Here is a 14,236-nt window from a genome sequence, read left to right as displayed (position 1 = left end):
TCACTATATTCTCACCACATCAACTTCTGCGTATCAAAGACGGGACCATCCTTACATACGCAGAGATTGCCCTCAATGGTCTTCTCAACGCAACACAAACAGGCTCCGACACCGCATGCCATCATATTCTCCAATGATGCTTCACATGGAATAGAAGCCTTATGAGCATAACGGGCAACAGCCATCATCATGGGTTTAGGTCCACAAGTTGAGATGCGATCGAAGTGTTCTTTGGACAGAACGGAGTGATTCGTAACAAATCCTTTCTCACCTGCTGAACCATCTTCTGTGGTAATGCAGACCTCACCATAGGCTTTAAAGAGTTCTAACTCGGCAAGGTCAGAGGCAGAACGAGCACCCAACAAAAAGACTGGGGTAGCTCTCGCGTCCTTTATGGTCTTACCAAAATAAAGCAAAGGAGCTACGCCGACACCTCCGCCAACAAGCAAGATGCGTTCGTCAGGACGATTAGGAAGAGTAAAGGAATTACCTAATGGGAGTACACAATTAAGCTTATCGTCCACATGCAGACGCCCAAGTGCGCGCGTACCATCGCCTATGGTGGCAACTAACAACCATAGTTCATTGCGGTCACGATCGAGGAAATTGATAGAAATAGGACGGCGAAGAAAGGTAGAAGGGGAGCCGTCCACTCTCACTTCTACAAACTGACCAGGAAGCATCTCGGGTAGTGGCTTGTCATCAGTGAGTCGAATGAGAACATTCTTATCATTGATCTGCTCCACTGAAGAGACCTTTAAGTCAAGGACATACTTCTTCATCTTTTTATGCTTTGAATGTATTTAGCAAAGATAATGCAAACGAGTACAAAGGAATGCTCGCATTCGCTTTGTCAAGTGCAGCTTAGCTTATGCAAAGATAATGCAAACGAGTACAAAGGAATGCTCGCATGCACTTTGTCGAGTGCAGCTTAGTTTATGCAAAGGTACACAAATTATCTATTGAAATGATAGATACATAAGAAATATAAGCTAAAAAACAAATATTTGGACCAAACGAAACAAATGGTAGCTATAATCAAGGCATACTCCATCATCCCACTTAGACCTTATTAATAAATAAAGAAGCACTTAAAAGCAAATATGCGAATGGTAAACACCAGTAGCGCGAACGGCGGACACCGATAGTATTCAGTATCTATAGGAATGGAAAAAAGAAGAGGAACCGAGGAAGTAAAGAACTACCAAATAAAGAGGTAATTAAATTTGCTGTCATTACTATCACTTACTTTCAACGCATAATATACTGATAAACAAGTCATTGTACTAAATGTTAAAACTGACAGCAACTTAAAATAAAACTAAAACAGGGTTTTTGTGAGATAATAATAGGCTGAAGAAACCTTGCATACACATGTAATAAGGTGACGTTTCAACAATAGATTCGCTCAAAAGTTCAATATTAGTTCGAGTACTCCAAGCCGTCTGCTTAATGCAATGGATTTAGAGTTCTATAATATGGCAACTGTCTTTTCAAGTATAAAGGTTACATAACAACAAACAAAAAGACATCTTTTGAAACAATAAGAATAGGCTTTATGCAACAAAAGAATTATCTCTATAAATAAATAAGGACAACAAGGTAAAGATGTAAAATCAGCTTTCAGGATTTACAAAAGCTGATTACATCTTTCAAAGTGATTATGTAGAAATATTATACGGAAAGGTGAGTTATGACCTTACTCATCAACTCACTTTTTCGGAACAAAGCTCTCCCACGTCTGGTCATCGAAGAAGATTCGGATCTCAGTGATACGCCGCTGTGGTTTGTCAACATATTTTATCTCTGTTCTTGTAGGCGTTTTTAGTGTATCATTAACATGCTGTGAGGAACCTTGCCCATAACCCTGCTCGGATGGGGCAGGGGCTGAAGAGAAATCAAGATGACCTTCAGAAGTGGTAGTACCAGCCACTCCGTTCGTACTACCATCAGCCCCTGACTCTGTAACCTGATCCTTGAACATTGGTCCTTGACCATACATTAACCAATCAAGATTAATCTTTGTAAACTTACTACGAATAGCCTCAACCGTGTTAAGAGTAGGTTTCGTCCTTCCGGTGAAGATACTACTAAGTGATGCAGACGATATTCCTATGAAATCTGAAAAGGTCTGTTGAGTCATGTGCTGACTCTCCATGAGTTGTCTAATTCTATCTTTCATAACCAAACAAAAGGCTTTTTTAGGCTCTAAAGCCACACTTCCTTTGATTTTACAAAGGTAAACAATTAATTTTAAATACCAAAACGTGCCAGCTAATAATACATCTTTGTATATCCAGCTTTTGATATTTACATTTCAATATTACAAACTTCCAAATGTGTGCAAAACCTATTTACATATACAAATAGAAACTATATCATCTATAGCAGATATAACCATTTCTTTGTTTGAAACGACCAATTAACTGGTTATTAAAGGCTTATTGGAGAATTTAGAAGGCTAAATAATGCATTTATGCAGTAATATAAGGATAAAAGACTGCCAATAGCACTGATAAAAGATAATAATTATATGTATTACACTGGTGTACAAATAGTTATATAGCACATATATAACACGTATATCTATTCATTATGATTTTGAAAACTAAACATTTGTGTTTTGTTATTTACATTTACATATCATTGTGCGGTTTTTATCTCTTTTATCTATATACAAATATGTAAATCAAAATATAAACAATATGTATTATTAAACGCATTGATTTACATTTTTAATCCCAAACAAATGTGAATTATAAATCTTCCTTTTGTATTTTCGCTTAATTTTAGCGTAATTGGAGTATTCATAAACAAGGTATAAGACAAACGAAAATACGCCAGAAATAAAGAGAGTAAATAACGTTAAGTACCCTATTAATCAGGGAGTAACACAAAAAAAGTACCCTTTTTAGGGTACTCATTCTAGCTCAAAATAGAGGGATTGGGGCACGAAAAAGGGAATTTTTGAAGCTCAATACCATCAAAAATCCCCTTCTTTTTTAATGTAAAATGAAGAAAATTAGCTCTTTCATCAGTTCTCCTGCACCTGTATTAGGATTATCCAAGCCTTTACTCTTACCATCTACTTCTCGGATCTTGGAAATAATCTCCATCGTTTTACGTGCAGAATAGTTCCTCAAACCAGTAATAAAGTCTTTCGAACCCCATGCAGATTTCAAATCTAAAGCCCTAGCTATGTCTTGTTCGGAACTCTTATTTGGAGTATAATGTACGATCATTAAGTTTTGAAAGAACGAAAAGAGTAAAGGGAGAAAAGAGTAAAGAGAACCTGCTTTAGGATTATTGTCAAAATATTTGATTATCTGATTTGCCTTAAAAACATCCTTAGATACGATGGCATTCCTTAGTTCGAAAGCATTGAAATCCTTACTAACTCCAACCTCCTTCTCCACTACCTCTGGTGTAATACGTCGATCGTCTTCAGGAAGGTAGATAAGTATCTTATCAAGTTCCGATACTATACGACTCAAGTCTGCACCGATATAGTCGGCTATCATCTGGCATGATTTAGGATCGATTGAAATTTTCTTTGGCTTTAAATAGTTCTGGATGAAATCTGGTAATTGGTAATCACGCAACTTCTTACTCTCGAACACTACGCCCACAGATTGAGCCAACCCAAGAACCTTCTTGCGTGCATCTATTTTCCCATTCTTATGACACCAAACAAGAATAGTCGATTTTACAGGATTTTTAAGATACTTTTCTAAGGCTTCTAAAGAGCGGATATTCTGTGCTTCTTTCACAATAATCACCTGATACTCGGCCATCATAGGATAGCGTCTAGCCATATCAGCGACTTGTACAGCAGTCACATCTGAACCAAAACAAATGGTTTGATTAAAGTCACACTCCTCTGGTGAAAGAACGTGTGAAGCGATATAGTCGGATATAGAATCTATGTAATAAGACTCGTCCCCCATCAACAGATAGAAGGGAGCAAAGCTCCTATTCTTCAGATCCTGCATGATAGTCTGAAATGTTACTCCTTGCTTTGCTGGCATTTACTTTTTTATTAACTTTGCATTAAGAATAGATTGTTACCATGTTTGAAGTTACCTATTTCTGTAGGGATTAAGAATTAACTCCACCATTATCATGGTTCAATCATTTCATGCAAAGTTAATAGAAAAGAGATAGAAAACAAAATTTTCATTTGACTTTCACCTCACCCTTACACCTTATTATATATAGGCTCTATCAAACATGGTACAATTGAATCTTCCTCCTTATCAAATTAGAGTGAAAGAGACAGGCGGTCGAAAGCAGATTTTCGACATTCTCCGTAGAAAATACGTAGCACTCACACCAGAAGAATGGGTGCGCCAGCATTTCATACACTACTTGATCGAACATAAGAATTACCCAGCATCACTACTTGCAAATGAGGTTCCTTTGCAAATTGGAGAGAAAAGGATGAGGGCTGATAGTGTGTTGTATGATAACCAACTACACCCTCGCATAATCATAGAATACAAAGCACCTAACATCACACTGACGCAGAAAGTGTTTGACCAGATCACAGTCTATAACCTCCTACTCCATGTTGATTACCTCATTGTATCGAATGGTATGACTACATACATCTGTAAGATGGATTACGAGAAGCAAACATATAAGTTCTTAGAAACTATTCCTAATTACGAAAATATTTAACATATATAACTCTCGAAAGTATCTTTTATCACACAAAATACTTTACATTGCTCCATACCTATTCCATGATATACATCATAATTGACACTAAACACAAGCGCAAAAGACGAACTTTGCCAAACTTGGCATCATCTTTGTGAATCAATATACCATATAAAGAACAATACAAATAAGAACAGGAAACATCAAAACAGAGCAATATGGGAAATATAAAATGGTTTGGTAGCTGGATTGGCGGAACCTTAGGAACAATGTTGGGAAGTGGCATTCTTGGAACATTAGCAGGCTTTTGTCTTGGTAGCATCATTGATGAAGTGATGGACTCAAGGGCTGATTCCAATAATTATAATGCTAATAATCAGGATCATTACTCGCAGGGGAATAGCTATCAACAATATCAGTATGGGTGGCAAAACAGTACATCTAATGCACAAACCTATGAAGAACAGCGCAATTCTTTCCTATTTTCTATGCTTGTATTATCATCTTATATCATCAAAGCTGATGGTAAAATAATGCATTCAGAGATGGAGTTTGTACGTCAGTTCCTACGTCAGAACTTCGGAGAGCAAGCAGTAAATCAAGGGCAAGAAATACTCTTAAAGCTCTTTGAAGTACAAAAGCAACAAGGGGAACAGGAGTTCCGAAAGACCATCCATCAAAGTTGTACAGAGATAAAACACTATATGGACGTTAGTCAACGACTACAATTACTCAATTACCTTGTTATCATTGCGAAAGTAGATGGATATGTAAGTCCAGAAGAGATAAAGGCTTTAAAGGAGGTTGCACGCCACTTAGGACTAACCGCAAAAGACGTTGACTCAATGCTTAACATGGAGAGTGGTGCAAGAGCAGATAGTAATATAGAAGACGCTTACAAGGTATTGGGTATATCCCCTACTGCCACTGATGACGAAGTAAAAGCAGCCTACCGTAAGATGGCTTTAAAGCATCATCCAGATCGAGTTGCAACCCTTGGAGAGGATATCCGTAAAGCGGCAGAGAAGAAATTCCAAGACATTAACGATGCTAAAGAGCGTATCTTTAAAGCCAGAGGATTATAAGCATCTCTTTCTGACTTGGTTGGTTCTTGTAGAAAAGATTATCATCAAACACTCATATAACCCCGATTTATCAATCATTACAATACATTAAAAAGGTTATGGCAACAAAACTTAAAATAAAAACAAGCGAAGGCGACATCGTTATTCGCCTTTATGATGAGACTCCAAAACATCGTGATAACTTCTTGAAATTAGCTAAGGAGGGCTACTACAATGGTACTCTTTTCCATCGTGTTATCAAAGACTTCATGATACAAGGTGGTGACCCAGACAGCAAGAATGCGCCGAAAGGAAAGATGTTAGGCACTGGTGGACCAGATTATACCATCCCTGCAGAGTTTGTTTACCCACAACTCTTCCACAAGCGTGGGGCTTTAAGTGCAGCTCGCACAGGTGATGAAGTGAATCCGGAGCGTGCCAGCAGTGGTAGCCAGTTCTATATTGTATGGGGTAAGACCTATAAGCCAGCAGAACTAAAGCAGATGGAACGACAAATGGAAATGCAACAAGAGCAAGAAATCTTCAATCAGTTAACAAAAGAACACCACGAGGAAATCATGAATCTAAGGCGCAATCGTGATCGTGCAGGTTTACAGACTTTACAAGATAAGTTAATCGAAGAGACCAAAACAAAATGTAAACAGCAAGGTAAACCGACCTTCACACCAGAGCAAACAGAAGCCTATACCACAATAGGTGGTACTCCTTTCCTTGACAACCAATACACTGTCTTTGGTGAAGTTGAGGAAGGACTAGACACCGTAGAACGTATCCAGAACTGTGCTACTGACCGTAATGATCAACCAATAAAAGACGTAAAAATTGAGGCAGTAGACGTCTTATAAAAAGGTATAAACGCAAGACCCTTATCTATTTGATGTTCATAAACCACGTAGATAAGGGATTCCTCTTATAATAACCACCGAGAACGTGTAACAATGTTACACTATATCGTAATTAACGAAGGTGTGTCAAAAGCAATTCTAAGTTCTTTTGTCTTGTTGCATCCATTATTAAGAAGATGTCAACAAGTGCCCAAATGTAACATCCACCACCTGTCAATAGCTTGCCAACTCCTAGTCCTATATCACCAATATAGAATCTATCAACACCTAATACACCAACAAGTATCGACAAGATAATAGATATTGTCGGGTCTTTCATGCTATTTATGAGAACGAGGACGTCAGATTCATTCATATCAGAATCAAGCAATTTCTCACGAACACTATGTAAACTTTCAGATGGAATCTTCGACCCCATCATCATCAATAGCTGATTCACTTTCTCTTGTTCCATTATCTTTATCTTTAAAGTTAAATATTCCATTCATTCTTCTGTATCCAATAACAGCAACAGAAGAAATATCAAATATGCAAGATATTCCTCACCACAAGCCAAACAAAGAATAGAACGACATACAATAAGATAAGTCTTCTATCCTCTATTACACTCGCCAATTTTCGTTTAAAATTACCCGCAGGAAGTAATGCCCGAACCCCAAATAAGGACAAATAAGGGGCTCCGAATAACAAGAAGTAATTGTAATGGATTGCTTCTAGAACCCTTCCTTGCAATAAAGCGTGCAATGCCCGTTGTAATCCACAACCAGGACATTGCAATCCTGTTACCACCTTAAATGGACATTTCGGAGCCCAGAAAGAGGTAACAGGATTGTATAAATAATATATTACTAATAAGGCTGTTCCTAAAAGAAGAGCCCCTATAACTTTCTTCTTAGACCTCAATTTTTAGTGTGATAATGTGCTTAAATACCCCAGACCACCAAAGAAAGAAAAGTAAATGATCTGGAATACTAAGCCAACAACTATACCGATAATACTCCACTTCTTAGCATCTGCAGAAGCAGCCTCTGCTGCATCGTATTGTTTCGTCATGTAGTAATCGTTCACCTTCATTGAACGGATGATTGCATAAATGCCAAGTGGCAAACAACAGCAAAGAGTAGAGAAAATTGCTAAAGGCAAATAATTGTTTGGTTTTGGATGATTTAATTCTTCCATAATAGTACATTTTAAGCCAGTCTCCCATGGCTGAATTAGCTTATAAGTTTTACTTTTCACACAGTACTCAAGTTGGGGAGAACCTAAAAGGCAACTCTCATTCCATGTGCTACTTAACGTTCAATTAAATTGACTTAAGTCTATGGCAAAGATATAAAAATAACGTTAAAGTAACAAATAAATTGATAGAAAGTATTTGAATCAACCAAAAATTCCCTCATCTAACACGTACTTGTGTATAAATGAGGGATATTCTTTTACTACTCCTTCAGTAAGAAGTCAAATCCAAGCAAGGCTTACTCGCCCTCTTCCTCCTTCTTCTTACGAGTTGTTCTACGCTTCTTTGGCTTCTCTTCAACAGGCTTTTCTACCTTCACACCTGCCAACTCTGGATCAATAAGAATTCGACCGCAATACTCGCAGACAATTATCTTCTTATGCATCTTTACATCTAACTGACGCTGTGGTGGGATCTTATTAAAGCAACCGCCACAAGCATCACGTTGCACGTAAACAATGCCCAATCCATTGCGAGCTCCGCGACGGATACGCTTGAAACTACGCAACAAACCCGGTTCTATTCGCGTCTCTAACTCTGCAGCTTTCTCTTTCAACAAGCCTTCCTCTTCGCGCGTCTCCTGCATAATCTCATCCAGTTCACTACGCTTCTCTTCGAGTGCATGCTGTCGATCCTCCAATAGCAAACGGGTTTCCTCAAGGTCTCTTTGCTTCTCTTCAACCTTATATTGAGCTTCTTTTATCTTCTTATTACAAAGCTCAATCTCTAGTGTTTGGAACTCAATCTCCTTTGTCAACGTGTCATACTCACGGTTGTTAGCGACAGTATCCAATTGCTTGTTGTAACGTTCCAAACTTGCTTGAGCCTCAACAATATCGCCTTTCTTCTGAGTGATAGCACTCTGGAAGTCCTTAATATCCAGCTCTATCTTCTCAATACGAGTACGCAAACCTTCCAAACCATCCTCCAAGTCACGTACTTCCAGTGGTAACTCTCCACGCAAAGCACGCTTCTCATCAATAGCAGAAAGGGTCGTCTGTAACTGGAAAAGATTCTTTAGCTTCTCCTCTACTGGTAACTCTTTTGGATCTTTCTTTGCCATAGTTCTTATCTTAATTATAATTCAATACTATTCATCAATATCCGTTCTTACGATTTACCAACCCTGTGGTAGAATCATCCCAACCTATTAGAAATAGATAATAGGATTCGTATTTATCTCTGAAATACAGCACTTAACACCTGGGCAATCACGTTCTATCACGTCACGTAATACCTCCGTTGTATATTGCTCACTCTGATAATGACCAATAACACATAACTGTATCTCTTGCTCGTGACCGAAGAACTCATGGTAACCCATCTCACCCGTTACGAAGGCATCAGCACCTGCAGCGATTGCATCAGGCAACAGGAACGAGCCGGAACCACCACAAACTGCAACACTGCGAATCTCTCTGCGAAGCAATTCATTTGCTTGAACGCACTCTACATCAAACTTCTTTTTCAGTAAGATAACCAAATCGTCTGCTGCTAAGGACTCATCAAACTCGCCAATAACACCATCACCTCCCATCACCATATCGCCCGTTTGTGGACTAACAACCTGTTTACTCTGACCGAAGAAACGTGCATTCTTTAATCCAAGTTTCTCTGCTATCTTGAAGTTAACGCCATTCTCTGCCGAATCAAGATTAGTGTGCATAGCCACAATAACGATGTCGTTCTTAATAGCTTTTATCACTGTGCGTTGCACATAATCGGTATCTGACACTTGAGAGAGCTTACGGAAGATGAGTGGATGATGTGCAACTATCATGTTACAACCGTGTTGTATGGCTTCATCCACCACTTTCTCTGTCACATCAAGACACAACAAAGCCCCTGATACTTCCGCCTCCGTCAATCCAACTTGCAGACCAGCATTATCATAACTCGCCTGCAAGGGCAAAGGCGCGAACCGTTCAAGGGCATCAATAACTTCCTTTATTTTCACGCTACGCATAAGTTTTAGACTGCAAAGGTAACAATTTTATTCCACATTCGCAACTCTTACCTTTCGTTATTTTAGACCTTTACACGAGTGGCGCTCCTTATCCTTCAGTCATCCGCCAAACAATCTCCTGGGTTCTTACTCCTGTATGATCAAGTAACGAGATACATTCCAGAACTTATCCGCATTAGTAATGGTAAGCGTTGTTGTACCATCTTCATTCGTTGTCAATCTATAACTTGACTCTGGATTTGGAGACAATATCTTAGGAGATGTCGACTTAATCGTCAATGTTGTTAACTCGTTCCGATTACCCTTGACGAAATTCTCTTCTGTGATATTATTGTTATTTATCTTTTTAGAGAAAAGCGTCGTCTTCAATAATCCCTTATCCTTCAGTGTCTGCTTATCAGCTATGATATAAAAAACATCCTTCGGTTGTTCCTCATGCTTCACCGCCTTTACTCTCGGCTTATTGTCCTCTGCTACAGACATATCAAACTTGTAGCGCAAAGCATCAACACTGTTAGATTGATTCAGAACGATATACTTCAACTGATCGACACTAACGTCCTTTCTATTGGCAACAGCCTCTAATTCAGCCATACGAGCACCCTTTTCCTTCAACTGAGAAGCGAGGAACTCTATCATCTTATAGAGCTTTTCTATAGTGCCACTCTTATCTGATGAGACTTCAGTCTGCTTATTCTTTTCACTCAACAACTTATCTATTTGCTTCTGTTTCTCTGCCAACAACGTACCGAGACCCTTAATCTGCTGGATGATTTTAGACTTCTTATTCGCATGTTCAGTGGTCTTACATAGCATTGCCTCTTGCGATGAGATAAGATCCAAATTATCCGATATTTCGTCTATCGAAGCCGTCAGTTGACTGATAGCCTCGTTCTCTCTTGACGGGGGAGTGACATTGATTGCCTCTCGTTTCGGTGCTGGACGCTTCACATCCTCACATGAAGTACATGCGACGAGACCAGCAAAAACAATCAGAGAAGTTATTTTAATTCGTTTCATCTATGCAAATAAATATCGCTGCAAAGATACTTTTTTTATATCAACAAACCATCAGTAATATATTAAAAATCCTAATAAAAAGGAAAACAGATGATATCATCTTACCACCTTAACACGCTTTTCTATTATCTTTCCGATACGCTTCTATTATAGAGCTAACCCTTATCTATAATACTCCAAATGCTTTTTTACACCGAAAAATAGATTATTTTTACATTGACTTTAAGCTGTTCACCTCTTATTTTTAGTCTATTTTCTTAGTTAGGCAAACCTCTTTTCAGGTATTACTAACAATACTCTATTATTCAAATGAACATGTTTTGCTACAAAGGGAAGTAGATCTACAATAGGTAAAAGATAACTTTAAGGCAACAAAAAAATCGAACCGAGATCCTTAACAGACCTCAGTTCGACTCTTCTATAATTCTCTCTCAAATTTTCTTTATTCTTTTGTAGCTACAAAACTCTTATTAATTAGAGCTGGCATTATGCCAGACAAGTAGCGCGTCCCTCGTTATACTCACTGATAACATTAATCATGTAATGGAGGAACTTGCGCGCCATGGATGATTTCTTAATACTCTTTTTCATAACGTGTTTCCTTTCTTTTTACCTGTTAAACAATCTTTTACCTTGTGTTTACCTACTGAGATTGAAGCCTTCTTAATGGTAATCTTATTACCTTGAAGAGACATCTCTTATGTCTTGTTCGTGGTTGCAAAGTTAGTGCTGTTTAGCTCTACACACAAAGAATAGGCTCATTTAACCGCAAAAAACAGGTTTTAATTGACGTCTATCAAACCTCTTGATACATATCAAACGCTATGATTGACTTACATCAAGCCTCTCTATTGATATAAATCAAGCATATTCTACACCGCACCTAACCCATGGTGTGCGTCATAGGCAAGTAAAAAATACACCTGCAAGAACGCCTATCACGTTTTCTTTTCTTACCTTTGCAACATGAACACGAACAAACTCCACGGTTTCAGATTGCCTGCGGAATGGGAGCCACAAAGGGCTATCATGCTGATATGGCCACACGAGGACACCGATTGGCGACCTTATTTAAAGGAGATAACAGAGGTTTATCTCCAAATGGCTGATGCGATCACTCGACACGAAGAATTGCTTATTACTGCAAGAGACACGGATTTAGTGCGCCGTTTACTGACTGAACATCTCACAAAAGAACAGATGAATCAAGTAACTCTCTTCGCTTGCGACAACAATGACACATGGGCTCGTGATGTCGCTCCTATCACACTTGTTCCTAACAAGGAATCGAATGGAAAGGGGCAAACCAACGCCCTACTCGACTTCTGTTTCAATGGTTGGGGGGAAAAGTTTGCCGCTGATAAGGATAATAGAATCAACCAGCAAGTTTATGAAGCAGGGCTTTTCGAAGGTACACTTGAACCTCACAAGGATTTCGTTATAGAGGGAGGTTCGATTGAAAGTGACGGTAAGCACACCCTCTTCACAACGACTGGTTGTCTCATGGCTCCCCATCGCAACCAGCCATTAAGTAAGGAGGATATAGACGAGAAGTTGCGTTCGTTCTTCCCTAACATTGAACATGTAGTATGGTTGGATCATGGTAAATTGGCAGGAGATGATACTGATGGACACATTGATACTATCGTTCGTATTGCACCAAATGACACCTTATTATATATAAGGTGTGACGATCCACAAGACGAGCACTATGCTGACTTCCATCATTTGGAGGAGCAGTTACAGGGCTTAAGGACTTCAGAGGGGAAGCCTTATCACCTACTCCCTCTGCCCATGCCCAATGCTATCTATGATGATGGCGAGCGACTCCCTGCCACTCATGCGAACTTCCTTATCATCAACGGGGCTGTACTCGTGCCCACATATAACCAACCGCAGAAGGACAGAGAGGCTATAGAGCAGATACAAAGGGCGTTCCCAGACAGGGAGATAATAGGTATTGACAGCAGAACTATCATCCGACAGCATGGTTCAATACACTGTTTAACAATGCAACTACCGCTTTCCCCTGCTCTTTAACAGAAGAGAAAAGACATTGAGAAAGTATTTATCCCACTGCATAATATTAACTTTAAAAACAATCCCAACCGCTCCGAAGCAAGCTATTTCACGCTTCGGACAAGTTGGAAAACATATTAATAGATGAGAGAACTAAAGATTGGTATCGTGCAACAACATAATGTTGCGGATATGAAAAACAACATAGAACGACTGGCAGAACGTATCACTGACCTCGCACAAAGGGGTGCCGAACTAGTTGTACTACAAGAGTTGCACAACTCACTGTACTTCTGTCAGACGGAGGACGTAAACAACTTCGATCTTGCCGAGACCATCCCCGGTCCTTCAACGGGCTTCTATGGTGAGTTGGCACGCGATTTAGGCATTGTAATCGTTACTTCCCTCTTTGAAAAACGGGCTGCCGGACTATATCACAACACGGCTGTCGTCATTGAGAAAGACGGAACGATAGCTGGGAAATACCGTAAGATGCACATTCCGGACGACCCTGCTTACTACGAAAAGTTCTATTTCACACCTGGAGATCTCGGCTTCCACCCTATTGACACGAGCGTGGGACGCTTGGGAGTATTGGTATGCTGGGATCAATGGTACCCCGAGGCTGCCCGCTTAATGGCGTTACAAGGAGCAGAACTCCTCATCTATCCCACTGCTATCGGCTATGAAAGTAGTGATACAGAAGAGGAACAACAGCGACAGCGCGAGGCGTGGACAACGGTAATGCGAGGGCATGCTGTAGCCAATGGACTACCTGTCGTTGCCGTCAACCGAGTAGGACATGAGGCAGATCCAAGCCAGCAGACGGGTGGTATTCAGTTCTGGGGCAGTAGCTTCGTGGCTGGTTCACAGGGCGAACTACTCTATCGTGCGAACGATAACGAAGAGGAGAGTGTCATCCTTAACATCGACTTAGACCATAGTGAACAGGTGCGTCGTTGGTGGCCATTCTTGCGCGATCGCAGGATAGATGAATACAAAGCGATTACGAAGCGATTTATTGATTAATATGATTAGTAGCTGCTAAAGGATGAGAAGAAAGCTCATTTAGGGATAGTTTTGTGATAAAGCTTTTACATGACGAAAGCCCATTCATAAACCTATAAAAAATCTAAATCCATCTATGTAGGCTCCAGCTTCATTTGGAATTATCTAAACTTTACCGTACCTTTGCAGCACTATTAGGCTCCGTAGCTTAGCTGAATAGAGCGTCAGATTCCGGTTCTGAAGGTCTTGGGTTTGAATCCCAACGGAGTCACAACATATAAAGCGGAAGTTCCATTATCTATCGGAACTTCCGCTTTATGTTATTTAAACGGCAATTATCAGGCACGAAAAGTAGCACATAGGATTGATAGAAATGACACATACGTATCATTTC

Annotated in this window: 14 protein-coding genes and 1 tRNA gene; 6 read left to right on the top strand and 9 right to left on the bottom strand. The window is 39.6% G+C overall.

Annotation, left to right across the window (positions count from 1 at the left end; translation table 11 throughout):
• Positions 1-11 precede the first annotated feature (11 nt).
• From J5A55_RS02190 to holA, 3 genes are all read right to left on the bottom strand, one after another.
• On the bottom strand, positions 12-782 hold the full coding sequence (locus J5A55_RS02190) for a dihydroorotate dehydrogenase electron transfer subunit (protein ID WP_004382546.1): 771 nt from the start codon (positions 780-782) through the stop codon (positions 12-14).
• A 929-nt stretch (positions 783-1,711) separates the two neighbouring features.
• Positions 1,712-2,182, bottom strand: coding sequence for a helix-turn-helix domain-containing protein (locus J5A55_RS02185; protein WP_018911070.1), 471 nt, complete (start codon positions 2,180-2,182; stop codon positions 1,712-1,714).
• A gap of 820 nt (positions 2,183-3,002) precedes the next feature.
• Positions 3,003-4,028, bottom strand: a complete 1,026-nt coding sequence (holA, locus tag J5A55_RS02180) for a DNA polymerase III subunit delta (RefSeq protein ID WP_004382543.1) — start codon at positions 4,026-4,028, stop codon at positions 3,003-3,005.
• Between the two features lie 202 nt (positions 4,029-4,230).
• On the opposite strand from holA, the gene J5A55_RS02175 reads away from it, so the two are divergent.
• The 3 genes from J5A55_RS02175 to J5A55_RS02165 all read left to right on the top strand — a co-directional run bounded on the left by J5A55_RS02175 (position 4,231) and on the right by J5A55_RS02165 (position 6,592).
• Positions 4,231-4,680, top strand: coding sequence for a type I restriction enzyme HsdR N-terminal domain-containing protein (locus J5A55_RS02175; RefSeq protein WP_004382542.1), 450 nt, complete (start codon positions 4,231-4,233; stop codon positions 4,678-4,680).
• Between the two features lie 200 nt (positions 4,681-4,880).
• Positions 4,881-5,747, top strand: a complete 867-nt coding sequence (locus tag J5A55_RS02170; protein ID WP_004382541.1) for a DnaJ domain-containing protein — start codon at positions 4,881-4,883, stop codon at positions 5,745-5,747.
• A 98-nt stretch (positions 5,748-5,845) separates the two neighbouring features.
• Entirely contained in the window at positions 5,846-6,592 is a 747-nt protein-coding gene (locus J5A55_RS02165) for a peptidylprolyl isomerase (RefSeq protein WP_004382540.1), read from the top strand.
• 112 nt (positions 6,593-6,704) lie between these two features.
• Here J5A55_RS02165 and J5A55_RS02160 read toward each other — a convergent pair whose 3' ends face one another.
• The 6 genes from J5A55_RS02160 to J5A55_RS02135 form a co-directional block, all read right to left on the bottom strand.
• Positions 6,705-7,046, bottom strand: a complete 342-nt coding sequence (locus J5A55_RS02160) for a TM2 domain-containing protein (protein ID WP_039850969.1) — start codon at positions 7,044-7,046, stop codon at positions 6,705-6,707.
• 68 nt (positions 7,047-7,114) lie between these two features.
• A complete protein-coding gene (locus J5A55_RS02155; protein WP_234396063.1) occupies positions 7,115-7,381 on the bottom strand; it encodes a DUF2752 domain-containing protein in 267 nt (88 codons plus the stop codon).
• 117 nt (positions 7,382-7,498) lie between these two features.
• Entirely contained in the window at positions 7,499-7,771 is a 273-nt protein-coding gene (locus J5A55_RS02150; RefSeq protein ID WP_039850968.1) for a CD225/dispanin family protein, read from the bottom strand.
• 296 nt (positions 7,772-8,067) lie between these two features.
• Positions 8,068-8,892, bottom strand: coding sequence for a zinc ribbon domain-containing protein (locus tag J5A55_RS02145; protein ID WP_004382537.1), 825 nt, complete (start codon positions 8,890-8,892; stop codon positions 8,068-8,070).
• Between the two features lie 87 nt (positions 8,893-8,979).
• Positions 8,980-9,795, bottom strand: coding sequence for a Nif3-like dinuclear metal center hexameric protein (locus J5A55_RS02140; RefSeq protein ID WP_004382536.1), 816 nt, complete (start codon positions 9,793-9,795; stop codon positions 8,980-8,982).
• A 126-nt stretch (positions 9,796-9,921) separates the two neighbouring features.
• The gene (locus J5A55_RS02135) at positions 9,922-10,815 is read right to left on the bottom strand and encodes a Cbp1 family collagen-binding glycoprotein adhesin (protein ID WP_004382535.1); all 894 of its coding nucleotides are present in this window, start codon (positions 10,813-10,815) and stop codon (positions 9,922-9,924) included.
• A 966-nt stretch (positions 10,816-11,781) separates the two neighbouring features.
• Between J5A55_RS02135 and J5A55_RS02130 the strand changes: the two genes are divergently transcribed.
• The 3 genes from J5A55_RS02130 to J5A55_RS02120 all read left to right on the top strand — a co-directional run bounded on the left by J5A55_RS02130 (position 11,782) and on the right by J5A55_RS02120 (position 14,113).
• A complete protein-coding gene (locus tag J5A55_RS02130; RefSeq protein ID WP_004382534.1) occupies positions 11,782-12,855 on the top strand; it encodes an agmatine deiminase family protein in 1,074 nt (357 codons plus the stop codon).
• A 123-nt stretch (positions 12,856-12,978) separates the two neighbouring features.
• Positions 12,979-13,863 (top strand): carbon-nitrogen hydrolase, encoded by an 885-nt coding sequence (locus J5A55_RS02125; RefSeq protein WP_004382533.1) that lies wholly within the window; start codon positions 12,979-12,981, stop codon positions 13,861-13,863.
• A 176-nt stretch (positions 13,864-14,039) separates the two neighbouring features.
• Positions 14,040-14,113: transfer RNA gene (locus J5A55_RS02120), tRNA-Arg, on the top strand.
• Positions 14,114-14,236 lie beyond the last annotated feature (123 nt).

This window comes from Prevotella veroralis, from assembly GCF_018127765.1.
GTDB classification, from domain to species: Bacteria; Bacteroidota; Bacteroidia; order Bacteroidales; family Bacteroidaceae; genus Prevotella; species Prevotella veroralis.
This window is presented reverse-complemented; position numbering and strand designations above follow the sequence as displayed.